Genomic DNA, 15,012 nt, shown 5'->3' with positions numbered 1-15,012 from the left:
AATCGAGTTCCCCGAATCCCTGCCGGTGTCGGCCCGGCGCGACGAAATCATGGTTGCCATCGAGGCCAACCAGGTCGTGATCGTCTGTGGCGAGACCGGATCGGGCAAGACCACGCAGTTGCCCAAGATCGCCCTGGCGCTGGGACGCGGCAAGCTGAACGCCCCGCCGGGCAGGGGCCGGCTCATCGGCCACACGCAGCCCCGGCGCATCGCGGCGTCGTCGGTGGCCAAGCGCATCGCGGAGGAACTGAAGACGCCGCTGGGCGACGTGGTGGGCTACAAGGTGCGCTTCCAGGATCGCCTGTCGCGCGACGCGTCGGTCAAGCTGATGACCGACGGCATCCTGCTGGCAGAGACGCAGACCGACCCGCTGCTCAAGGCCTACGACACGCTCATCATCGACGAGGCGCACGAGCGCTCGCTGAACATCGACTTCCTGCTGGGCTACCTGCGCGAGATCCTGCCGCGCCGGCCGGACCTGAAGGTGATCGTGACTTCGGCGACCATCGATGCGGATCGGTTTGCGCAGCACTTCGCCTCGGCGAAGGGGCCTGCACCTACGATCATGGTCTCGGGGCGGACCTTTCCGGTGGAGCAGCGCTACCGGCCCTTCGAGGAATCACGGGACTACGACCTCAACGACGCCATCGCCGATGGCGTGGACGAACTCTGGCGGGATCCCCACAACGCGGGCGACATCCTCGTCTTCCTGCCCGGCGAGCGCGAGATCCGCGAGGCCGCCGACCATCTGCGCAAGCACCTGAGCCACCAGCCTGTGATGCGCAATGCCGAAGTACTGCCGCTGTTCGCGCGCCTGTCGCAGGCCGAGCAGGACCGCATCTTCGACGGCCACACCGGCCGTCGCATCGTGCTTGCGACCAACGTCGCCGAAACCTCGCTCACCGTGCCGGGCATCCGCTACGTGATCGATGCCGGTACCGCCAGGGTCAAGCGCTACAGCTTTCGCAGCAAGGTGGAGCAGTTGCTGGTCGAGCCGATCAGCCAGGCGGCGGCCAACCAGCGCGCCGGGCGTTGCGGGCGGGTGGCCAACGGCATCTGCATCCGCCTCTACGACGAGAAGGACTTCGAAGGCCGGCCCCGCTTCACCGATCCGGAAATCCTGCGGTCCTCGCTCGCGGGCGTGATCCTGCGGATGAAGTCGCTGCATCTGGGCGATGTCGAGCGCTTTCCATTCCTCGAGGCGCCGCAGCGGCGGGCCATCGCCGACGGCTACCAACTGCTCAACGAACTGGGGGCGGTCGATGACGCCAACGAGCTCACGCCGACCGGCGTCGAGCTTTCCAGGCTGCCGCTCGATCCGCGCGTGGGCCGGATGATCCTGGAGGCGCGCACTCGGGGCGCGCTCGAAGAGGTGCTGGTCATTGCCAGCGCGCTGTCCGTGCAGGATGTGCGCGACCGGCCGATGGAGGCGCAGCAGCAGGCGGACCAGGCGCATTCGAAGTTCGACGACGAGAAGAGCGAGTTCAGTGGCTATCTGCGGTTGTGGAAGTGGATTCACGATTCGCGCGGGGGGATGCCCCCGCCCCAACCCTCCCCCAGAGGGGGAGGGAGTAGATCGGGTTCTTTCCCTGCCCCTCTGGGGGAGGGCCGGGGTGGGGGCACGCCCACCCACAAGCTCAGCAACCGCCAGTACGAACAACTGCTGCGCCAGAACTTCATCAACGTCCGGCGCGTGCGCGAATGGCGCGACATCCACTCGCAGCTGCTCACGGTCGTCACCGAGCACAAGTGGCGCATCAACACCCAGCCCGCCGGCTACGAGCCGCTGCATCTCTCGATGCTTTCCGGGCTGCTCGGCAACGTCGGCTGGAAGCTGGAGGACGACGAGGCCTACCTGGGCGCGCGCGGCATCAAGTTCTACCGCCATCCCGGCGCGCACCTCAAGAAGAAGCCGGGCCGCTGGATCGTCTGTGCCGAACTGGTCGAGACCACGCGCCTGTTCGGACGCGGCATCGCGAACATCGAGCCGCAGTGGCTCGAACAGGTCGCCGGGCACCTGCTCAAGAAGCAGTTGCTCGACCCGCACTGGGAGAAGAAGGGCGCGCAGGTCGCGGCGCTGGAGCGCGCGACGCTCTACGGACTGGTGGTTTACAGCGGCCGACGCGTCGACTTCAGCAAGGTCGACCCGGTCGCCGCGCGCGAGATCTTCATCCGCGAGGCGCTGGTGGGCGGCCAGTGGGAAAGCAAGCTGCCTTTCCTCGCGGCCAATCGCAAGCTCGTGCGCGAGGTCGAAGGCCTGGAGCACAAGTCGCGGCGGCAGGACGTGCTGGTCGACGACGAGCTGATCTACGCCTTCTACGATGCCCAGCTTCCACCGGATGTGGCGAGCGGCATCACCTTCGAGAACTGGTACCGCCAGACGTCGAAGGAACAGCCGAGGCTGCTGTACCTCACGCGCGACGAGTTGATGCGCCATCAGGCGGCAGGGATCACGACGCAATCCTTCCCGCCGACGTTGCGCCTGGGGGGCGTCGATTGCGCCGCGACTTATCTGCACGAGCCGGGCGATGCGAAGGACGGCCTCACCGTCACCGTCCCGCTCTTCGTGCTGAACCAGGTCAGCGAAGAACGCTGCGAGTGGCTCGTGACCGGCATGCTGAAGGACAAGGTGCAGGCCCTCCTCAAAAGCCTGCCGCAGAAGCCGCGCGCCCGGCTGGTGCCGCTACCCGAATCGGCCGCGCGCCTGAGCGAACTGCTCGTGGAGCCCGAGGTGTTCGGCCACGGTTTGTTGACCGACGCATTGCTCAAGCGCGTGCGCGACCAGACCAGCCTCGACGTGAAGCGCAACGATTTCAAGATGGACATGCTGCCGCCGCACCTGTTCATGAACCTGCGCGTGGTCGACGAGCACGGCCGGCAACTGGGCATGGGCCGCAACCTCGGCGCGTTGAAGGCGGAACTGGGCGCGCAGGCGCGCGGTGCGTTCCAGGCATTGGCGGGGCTGAACGTCAAGGCGTCGCCGAAGCCCGCGGCGGCTGAATCTTCCGACAGCCAGGCGCGGCCATCCGCAAAGGCTGCGTCGAACGAGCCTGCGACGCCGGCATTGCCCGCGGGTCAACGCTACACCGCGTGGACCTTCGGCGAGCTCCCCGAGCTGATGGAAGTCCGGCGCGGCGCGCAGTCGCTGATCGGCTTTCCGGCCCTGGTGGATGGCGTCGACGCCGTCACGATCGAAGTGTTCGACGAGCCCGCGGTGGCTGCGGCGAAGCATCGCGGCGGCCTGCGGCGCCTCTTCGCGCTCCAGCTCAAGGACGCCCTCAAGTACCTCGAGAAGAACATCCCCGATCTGCAGAAGATGGCGGTTGCGTACATGCCGCTCGGCACCGCCGAGGAACTCCGCGCGCAGATCATCGACGTGGCGCTTGAGCGCGCCTTCCTGCAGGAACCGCTGCCGACGGACGAAGCTGCCTTCAAACGCCGCGTGGAAGAGGGCCGTGGCCGGCTCACGTTGATCGCGAATGAGGTGGCGCGGCTCGTCGGCGCGATCCTTACCGAGTACACGCAGTCGGTGCGAAAGATCAAGGACACGAAGATTCAGCCCACGGCGACGGCCGACGCCGCGCAGCAGTTGCAGCGGCTGATGGGCAAGCGCTTCATCGCCGACACCCCCTGGCCGCGACTGCAGCATTTCGCGCGCTATTTGAAGGCAATCACCCTGCGGCTCGACAAGCTTCGGGGCGACCCGGCACGCGATGCGCAGCGGCTCGCGGAGCTCCGGCCGCAGGAGCAGCGCTATTGGCGCTTGCTGGCCGAGCGAAAGGGCGCGACGGACGAGCGGATGAGCGAGTTCCGCTGGCTGCTGGAGGAGTTGCGCGTCAGCTTCTTCGCGCAGGAATTGCGCACGCCTCAGCCGGTCAGCGTGAAAAGGCTCGACAAGCTCTGGGTGCAGCTCGAAAGCTGAGCGTCCGGACCGCAGGCGTGCAAAAGCCCGCCGAAGCGGGCTTTTGCCTGCGCGTCAATGCGCGTGCGTGAGCCGGTGACCTTATATGCGTCCCATGAGAAGCAGCACGATGACGACCAGCAGCACCAGACCCAGGCCGCCGCTCGGACCGTAGCCCCAGCCCCGGCTGTAACCCCAGCTCGGCAGTGCGCCCACGAGCAGCAGGATCAGCACGATCAGCAGAATCAACGAGATGGACATGGACTTCTCCTAGCGCGGAATGTTTCGAGGAGTCCATGGTCCGCGCCCGGCGTCGAATCCATCGCGGGAAAGGGCCCTCTCACTCGGTCAGGACTCTCCTACCATTTGTGTCAGAGCCGGGCCAGTCGATCGATGGCCGTCTGCAGCGTTTCGTCTTTCTTGGCAAAGCAGAACCTGACCACGCGCTGATCGAAGCCGTCGCCGTAGAAGGCCGACAACGGGATGGCTGCGACACCGATCTCGCTCGTGAGCCACTGGCAGAAATCGGATTCGCCGAGCTCGCTGACGTCGCTGATGTCGACGCACTGGAAGTAGGTGCCGGCGCTCGGCAGCAGCTTGAGCCGGGTCTTCGCGAGGCCCGCGGCGAAGAGGTCGCGCTTGCGTTGGTAGAACGCGGGCAGTTCGAGATAGGGCGCCGGATCAACCATGAAGCTCGCGAGCGCGTGCTGCATCGGCGTGTTGACGGTGAACACGTTGAACTGGTGAACCTTGCGGAATTCGGCGGTGAGCGATGCCGGCGCGGCGACGTAGCCGACCTTCCAGCCGGTCACGTGGTAGGTCTTGCCGAAGCTGCTCACGATAAAGCTGCGCGCGGCCAGGCCGGGAAAGCGCGACGCGCTCTCGTGGCGCGCGCCCGTGTAAACCATGTGCTCGTAGACCTCGTCGCTGATGACCAGCACGTCGGTCGGCGCAAGCAATTCCTCGAGCCGGCGCATCTCGGGCTCGGTCCACACGGTCGCGCTCGGGTTGTGAGGCGTGTTGATGATGATGGCCCGCGTGCGCGGCGTGATGGCCGCCGAGATCTTGTCGAAGTCCGGACGGAAGGTGCCGGGCGTGAGCGGTACACGCACCACAGTGCCGCCCGCGAGGTCGATATTAGGCACGTAGCTGTCGTAGCAGGGCTCCAGCACGATGACCTCGTCGCCGGGACGCACCACGGCAAGGATCGCCGTGATGATCGCCTGCGTCGCGCCGGCGGTGACGGTGATCTCGGTCTGCGGGTCGTAGCCGTGCCCATAGAGCGTAGCGACCTTCGCCGCGATCGCCTCGCGCAGCGGCAGGATGCCGGGCATCGGCGGGTACTGGTTGTGGCCGGCCGCCATCGCATCGGTGACCGCCTGCAGCAGCTTCGGATCGCAGCCGAAATCCGGAAAGCCCTGGCCGAGGTTCACCGCGTTCTTCTCGGTGGCGAGTGCCGACATTACGGTGAAGATGGTCGTGCCGACGGCGGGCAACTTGGTCTCGACGTCAGGGGTGCGGGCGGTCACGGTGCTCACAGTTCGTAGTCCTGGTTGTGACCGCTCAACGCCTTGGCAATCAGGTTGCGATCGAGCCGGTCTGAAAGCAGCTCGGCGAATTTGAAGACGAAGTTGCGCAGGTAGGCGCTGCGCTTGAAGGCCACGCGCGCGATGTTGACGCCGAAGATGTGCCCCATCGGACGCACCACGAGGTCTGCATTGGAGTCGTCGCGCACCGCCATCTCGGCCACGATGCCGACGCCGAGCCCGAGTCTCACGTAGGTCTTGATGACGTCGGAGTCGATGGCTTCCAGTGCGATCCGCGGCGTGAGCTTCTTCTGCGCAAAGGCGTGATCGATGCGCGTGCGGCCGGTGAACGAAGGGTGATAGGTGATGATCGGCTCGCTCGCGAGGTCCTCGAGGGAAATGCGCTCCTTGTCGGCGAGCGCGTGGCCCTTCGGCAGCACCAGCACGTGCTGCCACTCGTAGCAGGGCATCGTCACGAGTTCGGCGTAGTCGGCAAGGGACTCCGTCGCAATGCCGATCTCGGCGACTTCGTCGATCACCATGCGCGCGACCTGATCCGGGGAGCCTTGATGCAGGCTCACATTCACCTTCGGGTAGGCCTCGCGCAGCTTCGCCACCGGAACCGGCAGGACGTAGCGGGCCTGCGTGTGGGTGGTGGCGATCGAGAGCGTGCCGCTGTCCTGTGCGCTGAACTGTTCGCCGATGCGCTTCAGGTTGCCGACCTCCCGCATGATCAACTCGATGCTGGCGAGGACGTGCTGGCCGGGTTCGGTGACGCGCTTGAGGCGCTTGCCATGGCGGGCGAAGATCTCCACGCCCAACTCTTCCTCGAGTTCGATGATGGCCTTGGAGACGCCTGGCTGCGACGTGTGTAGCGCCTTGGCGGCCTCGGTCAGGTTCAGGTTGCGCCGCACGGCTTCTTGGACAAACTTGAACTGGTGCAGATTCATAACAAATTCCGTCTTATTTAGGAATTCATTATGCCTTCGGAGTCTATGAAAATCACCAGAGCATCAGGATTCGAGCGCCTTTCGCGCCAACAGCTCGATGACTTCGGGCTCTTCCCCGACGGCCCGGTTGAGCGAGAACACGACCGACGGATACGCGGCGCGCAATGCGTCGAGCAGGCGCGGCAGATCCTCCCGCACGTGCTTGCCCATGCCGAGGAAAAGCGGCACGACGCGGATGGCATCGGCTCCCTCGGCGATGAGCCCGGCGGCAGCCGTGCGCAGGTCAGGCTCGATCAGTTCGAGATAGGCGCACGCGACCCGGGCCGACGGGGCGAGGGCTGCGGCCCGTGCGGCCACTGCTTCGACCGGTGCCCGCCAGCGCTCATCGCGCGATCCATGCGCAAAGAGGACGATGCCTTGCAAAGCCGCCATAGGGCGCCTAGCGGCGGAGCACCAGCCACGTGAACGCGGCCAGCGACATCACGGAATAGATCATCCCCGGCGCCGCCGCCGTCATCCACGGCCACCAGTTCCCGAGGTTGCCCAGGTAGCCGAAGACATTGTTCAGCAGAAAGAAGCTGATGCCGATCATCACGCCGCCGAACACATAGGTCGTGATGCCGGCCTGACGGAAGTGCAGGTAGGCGAAGGGCAGGGCGAGCACGATCATCACCAGGCAGGACAGCGGATAGAACACCTTGCGCCAGAACTCGATCTCGTAGCGTTGCGCCGTCTGTCCGTTGGCTTCGAGATGCTGGATGTAATCGAAGAGGTCCAGCGTGCGCATGCGCTCCGGACGGAGCAGCGCGACTGACACCATTTCGGTGGTCAGCGAAGTCGGCCACTCCAGCACGGGAATCTTGGTCGTGATGATGCGGGGCCCGCCGGCGCCACGGGTGTCGTACTCCTGGCGCTCCACGTCGATCAGCGTCCAGTGGCGGTCGTCGGTCTTGGCGGCGGACGCCACCACCTGCGACACGATGAACCCGTTGGGTCCGAACTCGAGGATCCGCGGATCCTTCAGGATGCCGTTGCGTCCCATGGTCGCGACATTGACTGCGTAGGAGTTTTCTCCCTGCCTCTCCTTCAGCCACGCGCCGGTGTTGCCGACCAGGGAGTAGACATTCTGGAAGCGCGCCTTGAGCAGTTGGGCCGCGCGGTCGGAGGCCGGCGCGATGTAGTCGCCGACGGCGAAGGTCAGCACCACGAAGGCGAGCCCCAGCACCAGTAGCGTACGCAAGGCGCGCCAGGGCCCGAGGCCACTGGTGCGGAGGATGGTGAATTCGGAGCTCTGCGCCAGCCTCGCCATGACGAAGATCGTGCCGATCAGGACGGCGATCGGCAGCAGTTCGTAGAGATGACTTGGGATCAGCAGGGCGACGTAGATCAGCGCCTTCCCGGCACCGTAGTCGAGACTTTCCGGCCTTCCGATCGATTGCAGTTCGTCGACGAAGTCGAAGAAAAAGAACAGGCTCAGGAAGCCGGCGGCGACGAAGGCGACGGCCTTCACCACCTCGACGTAGATCAGGCGACGGATTGTTTTCACGCGTGGGGTGCTGTTGCAGTGCGGGAGCGGCGCGACGGGCGACCCCAGTTGAAATGTCTTTTCGCCAGCCAGAGCAGGCCGATCAGGAACGCGCCGCCGTGCAGCACCAGCATGAAGCCACCGAGGCTGTAGCGGCCGATGGTGACCCAGTTCTGCCCCAGGTTGAGCATGTTGTAGTAGATGATGAAGGCAAACAGCGCGATGCCCAGGTTGCCGCTGCGCCCCACGCGCGGATTCACGCTCGACAGCGTCAGGGCAAGCAGCACGAAGTTCACCGCCGCGAACAGCATGCCGATGCGCCAGGCCAACTCGCCGTGACTGGCGCTGGAAGGGTCGCGCAGCAGCGACAGCGTGCTGCGGGTGCGCACCGGGGCGGCGTCCGGCGAGGTGTCGAGGCGGCTGCCGACCTTGGCCCCGTAGGTCTCGAACTCGCTGATCTTGATGCCGTTGTCGGGTGCGAGCGGCCGCTCCAGGCGTTGCCCGTTGTTCAGCAGCAGGTAGCGGGTGCCGTCGACGTCCTCCATCCGGCCGCTGCGCGCGGACGTGATGATCTGCAGGCCGCGTTCGATCGAGGAGATGAAGACGTTGTTCGCGGTCGCGCTGTCGGGTGCGTCCTTGTCGATGAAGAACACGCGCAGGCGCCCTGAGGACTCGCGGAACTCGCCCGGGGAGACCCGTTCGATGTCGCTGCGTTGCTCGTAGCGCTGGCGCATGCCCTGGGTCTGCGAATTGGCCCAGGGCCAGCCGACCAGCGACAGTGCGGCGATGAGCAGCAGGATCGGCCACGCGAACTGGTAGAGAGGCCGCAGGAATTCCGCCAGCCCGCGGCCGGCGGAGAACCAGATCACCATCTCGCTGTCGCGGTACATGCGCGAGAGCGTTCCGACGATCGCGATGAACAGGCACAGGCCGAGGATGGTCGGCATGTAGCCGAGCACGGTATAGGTCATCACGAGGAAGACCTCGGAGGGATTCACGCTGCCCTTGGCCGCCAGTCCGAGCGTGCGGATCAGCATCATGGTCATCACGATCGTGACCAGAACCACCAGCGTGGCCCCGAAGCTGCGCGACAGCTCCTTGCGTATAGAGGAATGGAATAACATCGTCGAGGGAAAAAAAGGATTATGGACTTTCAACTCAAGACCCTCTCCATCGCCCAGGCTGCCACGGAAAAATGCGATGTCCTCATCGTGCTCGTGGCGTCCGGAACCCTCGCCTTTAAGGATGCGCTATCCACGCTGATCGCCGACACCCGCAAGTCCACTGACCTGCCGGACAAGGCGGGCAAACTGCTCGCGCTCTATCGCCCGGCCGGCGTCGCCGCCTCGCGCGTGGTGCTGGCATCGGTGGGGGACGGCAAGCCGTCGTCGGTCCGTTCGACCGTGATCGCCGCCGTCAATGCAGCGAAGGGGTCGAATCCCAAACGCGTGGCCATCGTGTTCGCGCAGGCCGCCGAGGCGGCCGGTGTCGGCGGCGCGGTGATCGCCGCTGCGGACGCGAGCTACGTCTACACGACGACCAAGTCGAAATCCGAGGCCCGGACGATTCGCCACGTGAGCATCGGCGTGCCGGACGCAAGCTCGCTTCAGCAGGCCTTCGACGAAGCCACGGCGACGGTCGCGGGTGTCGAACTCGCGAAGGAATGGGGTAATCGCCCCGGCAACTATTGCACTCCGACGCTGCTGGCCGATGCCGCGAAGGACCTGGCGGACCTGCCGAACATCAAGTGCGAGGTGCTGGGTCCCAAGGAAGTGACCAAGCTCGGCATGGGCGCGTTCGCCGCCGTCTCTCAGGGCTCGGCGGAGCCGCTTCGCTTCATCGTGCTGCGCTACCACGGCGCGCCCAAGGACCAGGCGCCGGTCGTCCTGGTCGGCAAGGGCATCACCTTCGACACCGGCGGCGTCTCGCTCAAGCCCGCCGCCGAAATGGACGAGATGAAGTTCGACATGTGCGGCGCCGCGAGCGTGCTCGGCGTGTTCCGCGCGCTGGGCGACATCCAGCCCGCCATCAACGTGATCGGGCTGATTCCCTCGTGCGAGAACATGAACGACGGCCGCGCGGTCAAGCCGGGCGACGTCGTGACCAGCATGAGCGGCCAGACGATCGAGGTGCTCAACACCGATGCGGAAGGGCGCCTGATCCTGTGTGATGCGCTCACTTACGCCAAGCGTTTCGCGCCGACTGCCGTGATCGACATCGCGACGCTGACAGGCGCCTGCGTGGTCGCCCTCGGCGGCATCCGGAGCGGCCTGTTCTCCAGCGACGATGCGCTGGCCGGCGCACTCGCCGCCGCTGGCGAAGAAGCCCAGGATCGCTGCTGGCGCATGCCGCTCGACGACGACTATGCCGAAGGCCTGAAGAGCAACTTCGCCGACGTCGCCAACATTGCGGGGCGCGCGGGCGGGGCAATCACGGCCGCCAAGTTCCTGCAGCGCTTCACCAGCGACTTCCCGTGGGCGCACCTGGACATCGCGGGCACGGCCTGGAAAAGCGGGGCCTCCAAGGGCTCCACCGGCCGGCCGGTTGGCCTGTTGCTGAGCTACCTGCTCGGGCAAAGCCGGCAGGCGACGCCCAAGTCGCCCGTGCGCAAGGCCAGGAAGGCACGGTCCGCGGCGTGACTGAAATCGACGGCCACTACAACATGCCGGACAAGGTGAGCTACGCCTGCCGGCTGCTGCGCAAGGCGGTCGCCGCGCATGGCGCCCGCCTGGTGGTCGTCGCCGATGGCGCGACGCTAGACGCCATCGACCAGTCGCTGTGGACCCTGCAGCCGACCGAATTCATACCGCACTGCCGCATCACGGACGACGCGCACATCGTGGCGCGCTCGCCAGTGGTACTCGCGGAAAGCGGCGAGGCCGCGCTGCCGGACCTCCCCATCCTCGTGAACCTCGGCGCCGAGTTGCCGGCCAGGTTCGAGCGTTTCGAGCGGCTGATCGACATCGTCAGCAGCGACGACGCCGACAAGCTCGCCGGGCGCGCGCGATGGCGGCACTACAAGGACCGCGGGTACGCGATTCGGACCCACCCCTTTGGCGGGAGTGCCGGCGCATGACGCAGCGCACCCCGCCGCGATTCGTCCCAACCCTCACGACGGTGCTCGAGCTGCCGCCGGAGCCGGTGCACACACCCGAAGCGCCTGCGCCGGTCGAATCGCTTCCGCCGGCCGTGCCGGCGCCCTCGGACGCCGTCGCGCTCACCCCCGAGGCGAAGCTGTCGGAGGCCGAAGCATTCCGGCTCGAAGAGCAATTGCTGCACCGCGTCCTGCAGCGTGTCGACCTGTCGCTCGAAGAGCGCGTGAGCGATGCGGTGTCAGCTGCCGTTCAGCAACATCTCGACCGGATGATTCCGGGTCTCCGGAGCGAAATCGAAGCCGTTTTGCGTGCGCTCGTGAGTGAAGCTCTGGCCCATGAGCTTTCCGACAACACAGGGTCTACGCCAGCTTTCGGCCCCCAATCCTTGGGCTAAACTGCGCGCCGGGTCGAATGCGCGAGGGCGCTGTGCATCCTCGGCGCGATACTTGCTGAGTCATCGCGCCCGGATCGAAAGACCGGTTCTCAACTCTCTATTTATCAATGTTCTGGAGGTTCCCCATGCAATTGAAATGGACTGCGGTCGCACTGGCTGCTCTCGCGCTTGTGGCCTGTGGCAAGAAAGAAGAGGCAGCGGCACCCGCCGCTCCCGCACCGACTGCAGCGGCGCCCGCACCGGCAGCACCTCCGGCCGACGCGCTGGTCGTGAAGATCGGCCACGTGGCACCGACCAGCGGCGCGATCGCCCACCTCGGCAAGGACAACGAGTTCGGCGCACGCATGGCCATCGAAGACCTCAATGCCAAGGGCATCAAGATCGGCGACAAGGTTGCCAAGTTCGAACTGCTCGCCGAAGACGACGCAGCCGATCCGAAGCAAGGCACGGCAGTCGCCCAGAAGCTGGTCGACAGCAAGGTCAACGGCATCGTCGGCCACCTGAATTCCGGCACGACGATTCCCGCTTCCAAGCTCTACAGCGACGCCGGCATTCCGCAGATCTCGCCGTCGGCAACCAACCCGAAGTACACGCGTCAAGGCTTCAAGACCACGTTCCGAGTGGTGGCTGACGACACGCAACTCGGCGGCACGCTGGGCAAGTACGCGGTCGAAACGCTCAAGGGCAAGAACATCGCCGTGATCGACGACCGCACGGCCTACGGCCAGGGCGTCGCCGAGGAATTCGAGAAGGCCGCCAAGGCCGCCGGCGGCACGATCGTCGGCCACGAATTCACGACCGACAAGTCGACCGACTTCAACGCCATCCTGACCAAGCTCAAGGGCACCAACCCCGACGTGCTGTTCTTCGGCGGCATGGACGCTGTCGGCGGTCCGATGCTCAAGCAGGTCAAGCAGCTCGGCATGAACGTCAAGTTCATGGGCGGCGACGGCCTGTGCACCGGCGAACTGGCCAAGCTGGCTGGCGACGCGATCGGCGAAGACATGGTCGTGTGCGCGGAAGCCGGCGGTGTGGATGGCGACTTCAAGGCGCCGCTGGAAGCCTGGAAGACGAAGTTCAAGGAAAAGAACGGCGTCGAAGTCCAGATCTACGCACCGTACGTCTACGACGCCGTGCAAGTGCTGGCCGCAGCGATGCAGAAGGCCGGTTCGTCGGATCCCGAGAAGTACCTGCCTGAAGTCGGCAAGGTCGAATACAAGGGCCTGACTGGTCCGATCGCATTCGACGAAAAGGGCGACATCAAGAACGGTGCGCTGACGCTGTACACCTACAAGAACGGTGCACGTACGCAGATCGCCGTGGTGCGCTGAGCAAGCCGCTCACGCTGACAAAAAAAGGGCCTTCGGGCCCTTTTTTCTTGGCTGCGCGGGAGACTCAGTGGGGCTTGGAACGCGAACCCGTGTTGTCGTTGCAGTAGGCGAAGAATGCCTCCAGCTCCCTCGATTTGTCGAAGACGGCATCGGCGCCCAGCGCCATGCATCGCGCACGGATGTCGGCGTTGATGTAGTTGCTGAGCACCACCACGCGCTTGGAGGAAGGGCGATGGGCGCAAGTGCGGAGGACGCCAAGTCCCGAGCCTTCCTTGAGGAAGAGATCCACGACGAGCAACTGCCAATCGTCGGGATGTGAACTCAGCCAGCGAACCGCGTCCGCTTCGGCTTCGGCGGTACCGACCACGGTGGCATCAGCCAAGTCTTCCAACGCGGGGATCAGGTTGTCTCGAATGGTCCTGTTGTCCTCGACGAGGAATGTAGATAGGGCCATGCATATTCCTGCCAGTGCGAGCCCTTGAGCCTAGCGGCACCGATCGCAGAATTCATGCGCCTGAAGCCTTACATTGCGTAGGAGAAAGCAGACGGTAACCCACGAAGGCGCCCACAAAAGCGCCCACAAAAAAGCCCCGGCGAGCGGGGCTTTCAAGACGATTCCGGTTGCAGGTGGAAGCTGCTGGATTCGGTTTTTCCTGGCGGAGCAGGCGGGATTCGAACCCGCGGAGGGCTATTAACCCTCACACGCTTTCCAGGCGTGCGACTTAAACCGCTCATCCACCGCTCCGAGCCCACGATTGTAGCAGCCAGTTCAGGCCGAACCGGACGTCTTGCCCGCCTGCACCATCCGCATCGCCGAGGCGATGAGCGCTGCGGTTTCGTTCATGTTGCTCGGCACGATGAGGGTGGTCGTGGCGTCGGCGGCGACCTTCCCGTACGCGTCGACCGCACGCTCGGCCACCTTGAGCTGGACGGCCTGTTCGCCGCCCGGCTGCCGGATCGCGGCGGCGATGCGCTCGATGGCCCCCGCGGTCGCCTCCGCCACGGCGGTGATGGCGGCTGCCTCACCCTCGGCATTGTTGATCTGCGCCTGTTTTTCGCCTTCGGACCGCGCGATGAAGGCCTCGCGCTCGCCCGTGGCGATGTTGATCTGTTCCTGGCGACGTCCCTCGGAAGCGGCAATCAAGGCGCGCTTCTCGCGCTCGGCGGTGATCTGTCGCTGCATCGCGTGCAGGATCTCGTTCGGCGGCGTCAGGTCCTTGATCTCGTACCGCAGCACCTTCACGCCCCAGTTGAGGGCGGCTTCGTCGATGGCCGAGACGATCTGTGAATTGATGATGTCGCGCTCCTCGAAGGTCTTGTCGAGTTCGAGCTTGCCGATCACGCTGCGCAGCGATGTCTGGGCCAGCTGCGTCACCGCGACGATGTAGTTCGACGAGCCATAGCTCGCGCGCATCGGATCGGTCACCTGGAAATAGAGGATGCCGTCGACCTGCAACTGCGTGTTGTCGCGCGTGATGCAGATCTGGCTCGGCACGTCGAGCGGGATCTCCTTCAGGCTGTGCTTGTAGGCCACCCGGTCGATGAAGGGGATCAGGAAGTTGGGACCCGGCGTCATGGTGCCGTGGTATTTGCCGAGGCGCTCGCGCACCCAGGCGTTCTGCTGCGGCACGAACTTGATCGACTGCGTGATGACGATCACGGCGATGACCAGGAGGACCAGGGGGACTGCGGCGAATTCCATTGCGCTATGTTCCTTTTCGATTTCCGATTCTTCGATTTCTGCTTCTCTGCTTCAGACCTTCTCGACGACCAGGCGGCTGCCGATCACCTCGGCCACCCGGTGCTCGCCGGCCGATGGCGTGCTGCCGGCGCGGGACACGACGGTCCATTGCGCGCCCCGGTAGCGGACGGTGGCGGTGCCGTCTGCATTCCATGCGTCGACGTAAACCTTTTCGCCGATGTCGAGGTTGACGTCGCGATTGGCGCCCGTCGGCGGTTCCGGCGGGCGCTTGCGGCGAATCGCGTGCCACGCGATCACCGCGCCGAGGCTGATGACGGCGGCGACGACCAACTGCGTGCCCAGCGTGGCGCCGGCATGCGCGGAGAGTGCCGCGGCGGCAAAGCCCGCACTCATCAGCAGCAGGTAGACAGTGCCCGTACCGGACAGCAATTCGACCACCACCGCCGCCCCCGCTATCAGCCACCAGATGGTGGAACTCGCCATGTCGCTTCCTCTCGTTGTTCCAGGTGGAGGGGATTGTGTCAAAGCTGACCGGCGCCTTCATCCGAATTCCGTACACTTCGCGCCTATTTGCCAGTCCGGAGCCCC

The 15,012-nt window shown here is 65.4% G+C and carries 14 protein-coding genes and 1 tRNA gene; 5 read left to right on the top strand and 10 right to left on the bottom strand.

All coding sequences use genetic code 11. From position 1 onward, the window contains the following. The first annotated feature begins 49 nt into the window (after positions 1 to 49). Positions 50 to 3,922 (top strand): ATP-dependent RNA helicase HrpA, encoded by a 3,873-nt coding sequence (gene hrpA, locus ACSFBL_RS22345; protein ID WP_435518125.1) that lies wholly within the window; start codon positions 50 to 52, stop codon positions 3,920 to 3,922. An 81-nt stretch (positions 3,923 to 4,003) separates the two neighbouring features. On the opposite strand, the gene ACSFBL_RS22340 is transcribed toward hrpA, so the two are convergent. The 6 genes from ACSFBL_RS22340 to lptF form a co-directional block, all read right to left on the bottom strand. Beyond that, the gene (locus ACSFBL_RS22340; protein ID WP_435518012.1) at positions 4,004 to 4,162 is read right to left on the bottom strand and encodes a DUF3309 family protein; all 159 of its coding nucleotides are present in this window, start codon (positions 4,160 to 4,162) and stop codon (positions 4,004 to 4,006) included. A 110-nt stretch (positions 4,163 to 4,272) separates the two neighbouring features. Then, entirely contained in the window at positions 4,273 to 5,439 is a 1,167-nt protein-coding gene (locus ACSFBL_RS22335) for a pyridoxal phosphate-dependent aminotransferase (RefSeq protein WP_435518011.1), read from the bottom strand. Then, positions 5,436 to 6,377: a CysB family HTH-type transcriptional regulator gene (locus ACSFBL_RS22330; RefSeq protein WP_435518010.1), complete on the bottom strand. Its 942-nt coding sequence runs from the start codon at positions 6,375 to 6,377 to the stop codon at positions 5,436 to 5,438. Before ACSFBL_RS22330 ends, ACSFBL_RS22335 begins: the two co-directional genes overlap by 4 nt. A 63-nt stretch (positions 6,378 to 6,440) precedes the next feature. Continuing rightward, positions 6,441 to 6,809 carry a sirohydrochlorin chelatase gene (locus ACSFBL_RS22325; RefSeq protein WP_435518009.1) on the bottom strand — a complete coding sequence of 123 codons (369 nt, stop codon included), beginning with the start codon at positions 6,807 to 6,809 and terminating at the stop codon, positions 6,441 to 6,443. 7 nt (positions 6,810 to 6,816) lie between these two features. Continuing rightward, on the bottom strand, positions 6,817 to 7,923 hold the full coding sequence (lptG, locus tag ACSFBL_RS22320; protein WP_435518008.1) for an LPS export ABC transporter permease LptG: 1,107 nt from the start codon (positions 7,921 to 7,923) through the stop codon (positions 6,817 to 6,819). After that, complete coding sequence (gene lptF / locus ACSFBL_RS22315) at positions 7,920 to 9,026, bottom strand: LPS export ABC transporter permease LptF (protein WP_435518007.1); 1,107 nt, start codon at positions 9,024 to 9,026, stop codon at positions 7,920 to 7,922. Before lptF ends, lptG begins: the two co-directional genes overlap by 4 nt. Positions 9,027 to 9,047: 21 nt before the next feature. On the opposite strand from lptF, the gene ACSFBL_RS22310 reads away from it, so the two are divergent. From ACSFBL_RS22310 to ACSFBL_RS22295, 4 genes are all read left to right on the top strand, one after another. Further along, a complete protein-coding gene (locus tag ACSFBL_RS22310) occupies positions 9,048 to 10,541 on the top strand; it encodes a leucyl aminopeptidase (protein ID WP_435518006.1) in 1,494 nt (497 codons plus the stop codon). Then, the gene (locus ACSFBL_RS22305; protein ID WP_435518005.1) at positions 10,538 to 10,978 is read left to right on the top strand and encodes a DNA polymerase III subunit chi; all 441 of its coding nucleotides are present in this window, start codon (positions 10,538 to 10,540) and stop codon (positions 10,976 to 10,978) included. The genes ACSFBL_RS22310 and ACSFBL_RS22305 overlap by 4 nt, the downstream gene beginning before the upstream one ends. Beyond that, the gene (locus ACSFBL_RS22300; RefSeq protein WP_435518004.1) at positions 10,975 to 11,391 is read left to right on the top strand and encodes a hypothetical protein; all 417 of its coding nucleotides are present in this window, start codon (positions 10,975 to 10,977) and stop codon (positions 11,389 to 11,391) included. Before ACSFBL_RS22305 ends, ACSFBL_RS22300 begins: the two co-directional genes overlap by 4 nt. 125 nt (positions 11,392 to 11,516) lie before the next feature. Then, positions 11,517 to 12,722, top strand: a complete 1,206-nt coding sequence (locus tag ACSFBL_RS22295) for a branched-chain amino acid ABC transporter substrate-binding protein (RefSeq protein ID WP_435518003.1) — start codon at positions 11,517 to 11,519, stop codon at positions 12,720 to 12,722. 64 nt (positions 12,723 to 12,786) lie between these two features. Here the strand turns inward: ACSFBL_RS22295 and ACSFBL_RS22290 are convergent, their stop codons facing one another. The 4 genes from ACSFBL_RS22290 to ACSFBL_RS22275 form a co-directional block, all read right to left on the bottom strand. Further along, positions 12,787 to 13,176, bottom strand: coding sequence for a response regulator (locus tag ACSFBL_RS22290; protein WP_435518002.1), 390 nt, complete (start codon positions 13,174 to 13,176; stop codon positions 12,787 to 12,789). A gap of 200 nt (positions 13,177 to 13,376) precedes the next feature. Beyond that, positions 13,377 to 13,467, bottom strand: a tRNA-Ser gene (locus ACSFBL_RS22285). Between the two features lie 24 nt (positions 13,468 to 13,491). Beyond that, positions 13,492 to 14,424 carry an SPFH domain-containing protein gene (locus ACSFBL_RS22280; RefSeq protein WP_435518001.1) on the bottom strand — a complete coding sequence of 311 codons (933 nt, stop codon included), beginning with the start codon at positions 14,422 to 14,424 and terminating at the stop codon, positions 13,492 to 13,494. Positions 14,425 to 14,475: 51 nt separating this feature from the next. Continuing rightward, the gene (locus ACSFBL_RS22275) at positions 14,476 to 14,907 is read right to left on the bottom strand and encodes an NfeD family protein (RefSeq protein WP_435518000.1); all 432 of its coding nucleotides are present in this window, start codon (positions 14,905 to 14,907) and stop codon (positions 14,476 to 14,478) included. Positions 14,908 to 15,012: the final 105 nt, after the last annotated feature.

Origin of the sequence: Variovorax glacialis (assembly GCF_051216375.1) — a bacterium.
GTDB lineage: Bacteria > Pseudomonadota > Gammaproteobacteria > Burkholderiales > Burkholderiaceae_C > Variovorax.
This window is presented reverse-complemented; position numbering and strand designations above follow the sequence as displayed.

Excerpts from the sequence above, each read along its gene's own strand:
- ACSFBL_RS22340 (WP_435518012.1), bottom strand. The coding sequence starts at position 4,162 with ATGTCCATCTCGTTGATTCTGCTGATCGTGCTGATCCTGCTGCTCGTG.
- ACSFBL_RS22310 (WP_435518006.1), top strand. The coding sequence starts at position 9,048 with ATGGACTTTCAACTCAAGACCCTCTCCATCGCCCAGGCTGCCACGGAA.
- ACSFBL_RS22295 (WP_435518003.1), top strand. The coding sequence starts at position 11,517 with ATGCAATTGAAATGGACTGCGGTCGCACTGGCTGCTCTCGCGCTTGTG.
- ACSFBL_RS22325 (WP_435518009.1), bottom strand. The coding sequence starts at position 6,809 with ATGGCGGCTTTGCAAGGCATCGTCCTCTTTGCGCATGGATCGCGCGAT.
- ACSFBL_RS22330 (WP_435518010.1), bottom strand. The coding sequence starts at position 6,377 with ATGAATCTGCACCAGTTCAAGTTTGTCCAAGAAGCCGTGCGGCGCAAC.
- hrpA (WP_435518125.1), top strand. The coding sequence starts at position 50 with ATGGTTGCCATCGAGGCCAACCAGGTCGTGATCGTCTGTGGCGAGACC.
- lptF (WP_435518007.1), bottom strand. The coding sequence starts at position 9,026 with ATGTTATTCCATTCCTCTATACGCAAGGAGCTGTCGCGCAGCTTCGGG.
- ACSFBL_RS22280 (WP_435518001.1), bottom strand. The coding sequence starts at position 14,424 with ATGGAATTCGCCGCAGTCCCCCTGGTCCTCCTGGTCATCGCCGTGATC.
- ACSFBL_RS22290 (WP_435518002.1), bottom strand. The coding sequence starts at position 13,176 with ATGGCCCTATCTACATTCCTCGTCGAGGACAACAGGACCATTCGAGAC.
- ACSFBL_RS22300 (WP_435518004.1), top strand. The coding sequence starts at position 10,975 with ATGACGCAGCGCACCCCGCCGCGATTCGTCCCAACCCTCACGACGGTG.
- ACSFBL_RS22275 (WP_435518000.1), bottom strand. The coding sequence starts at position 14,907 with ATGGCGAGTTCCACCATCTGGTGGCTGATAGCGGGGGCGGCGGTGGTG.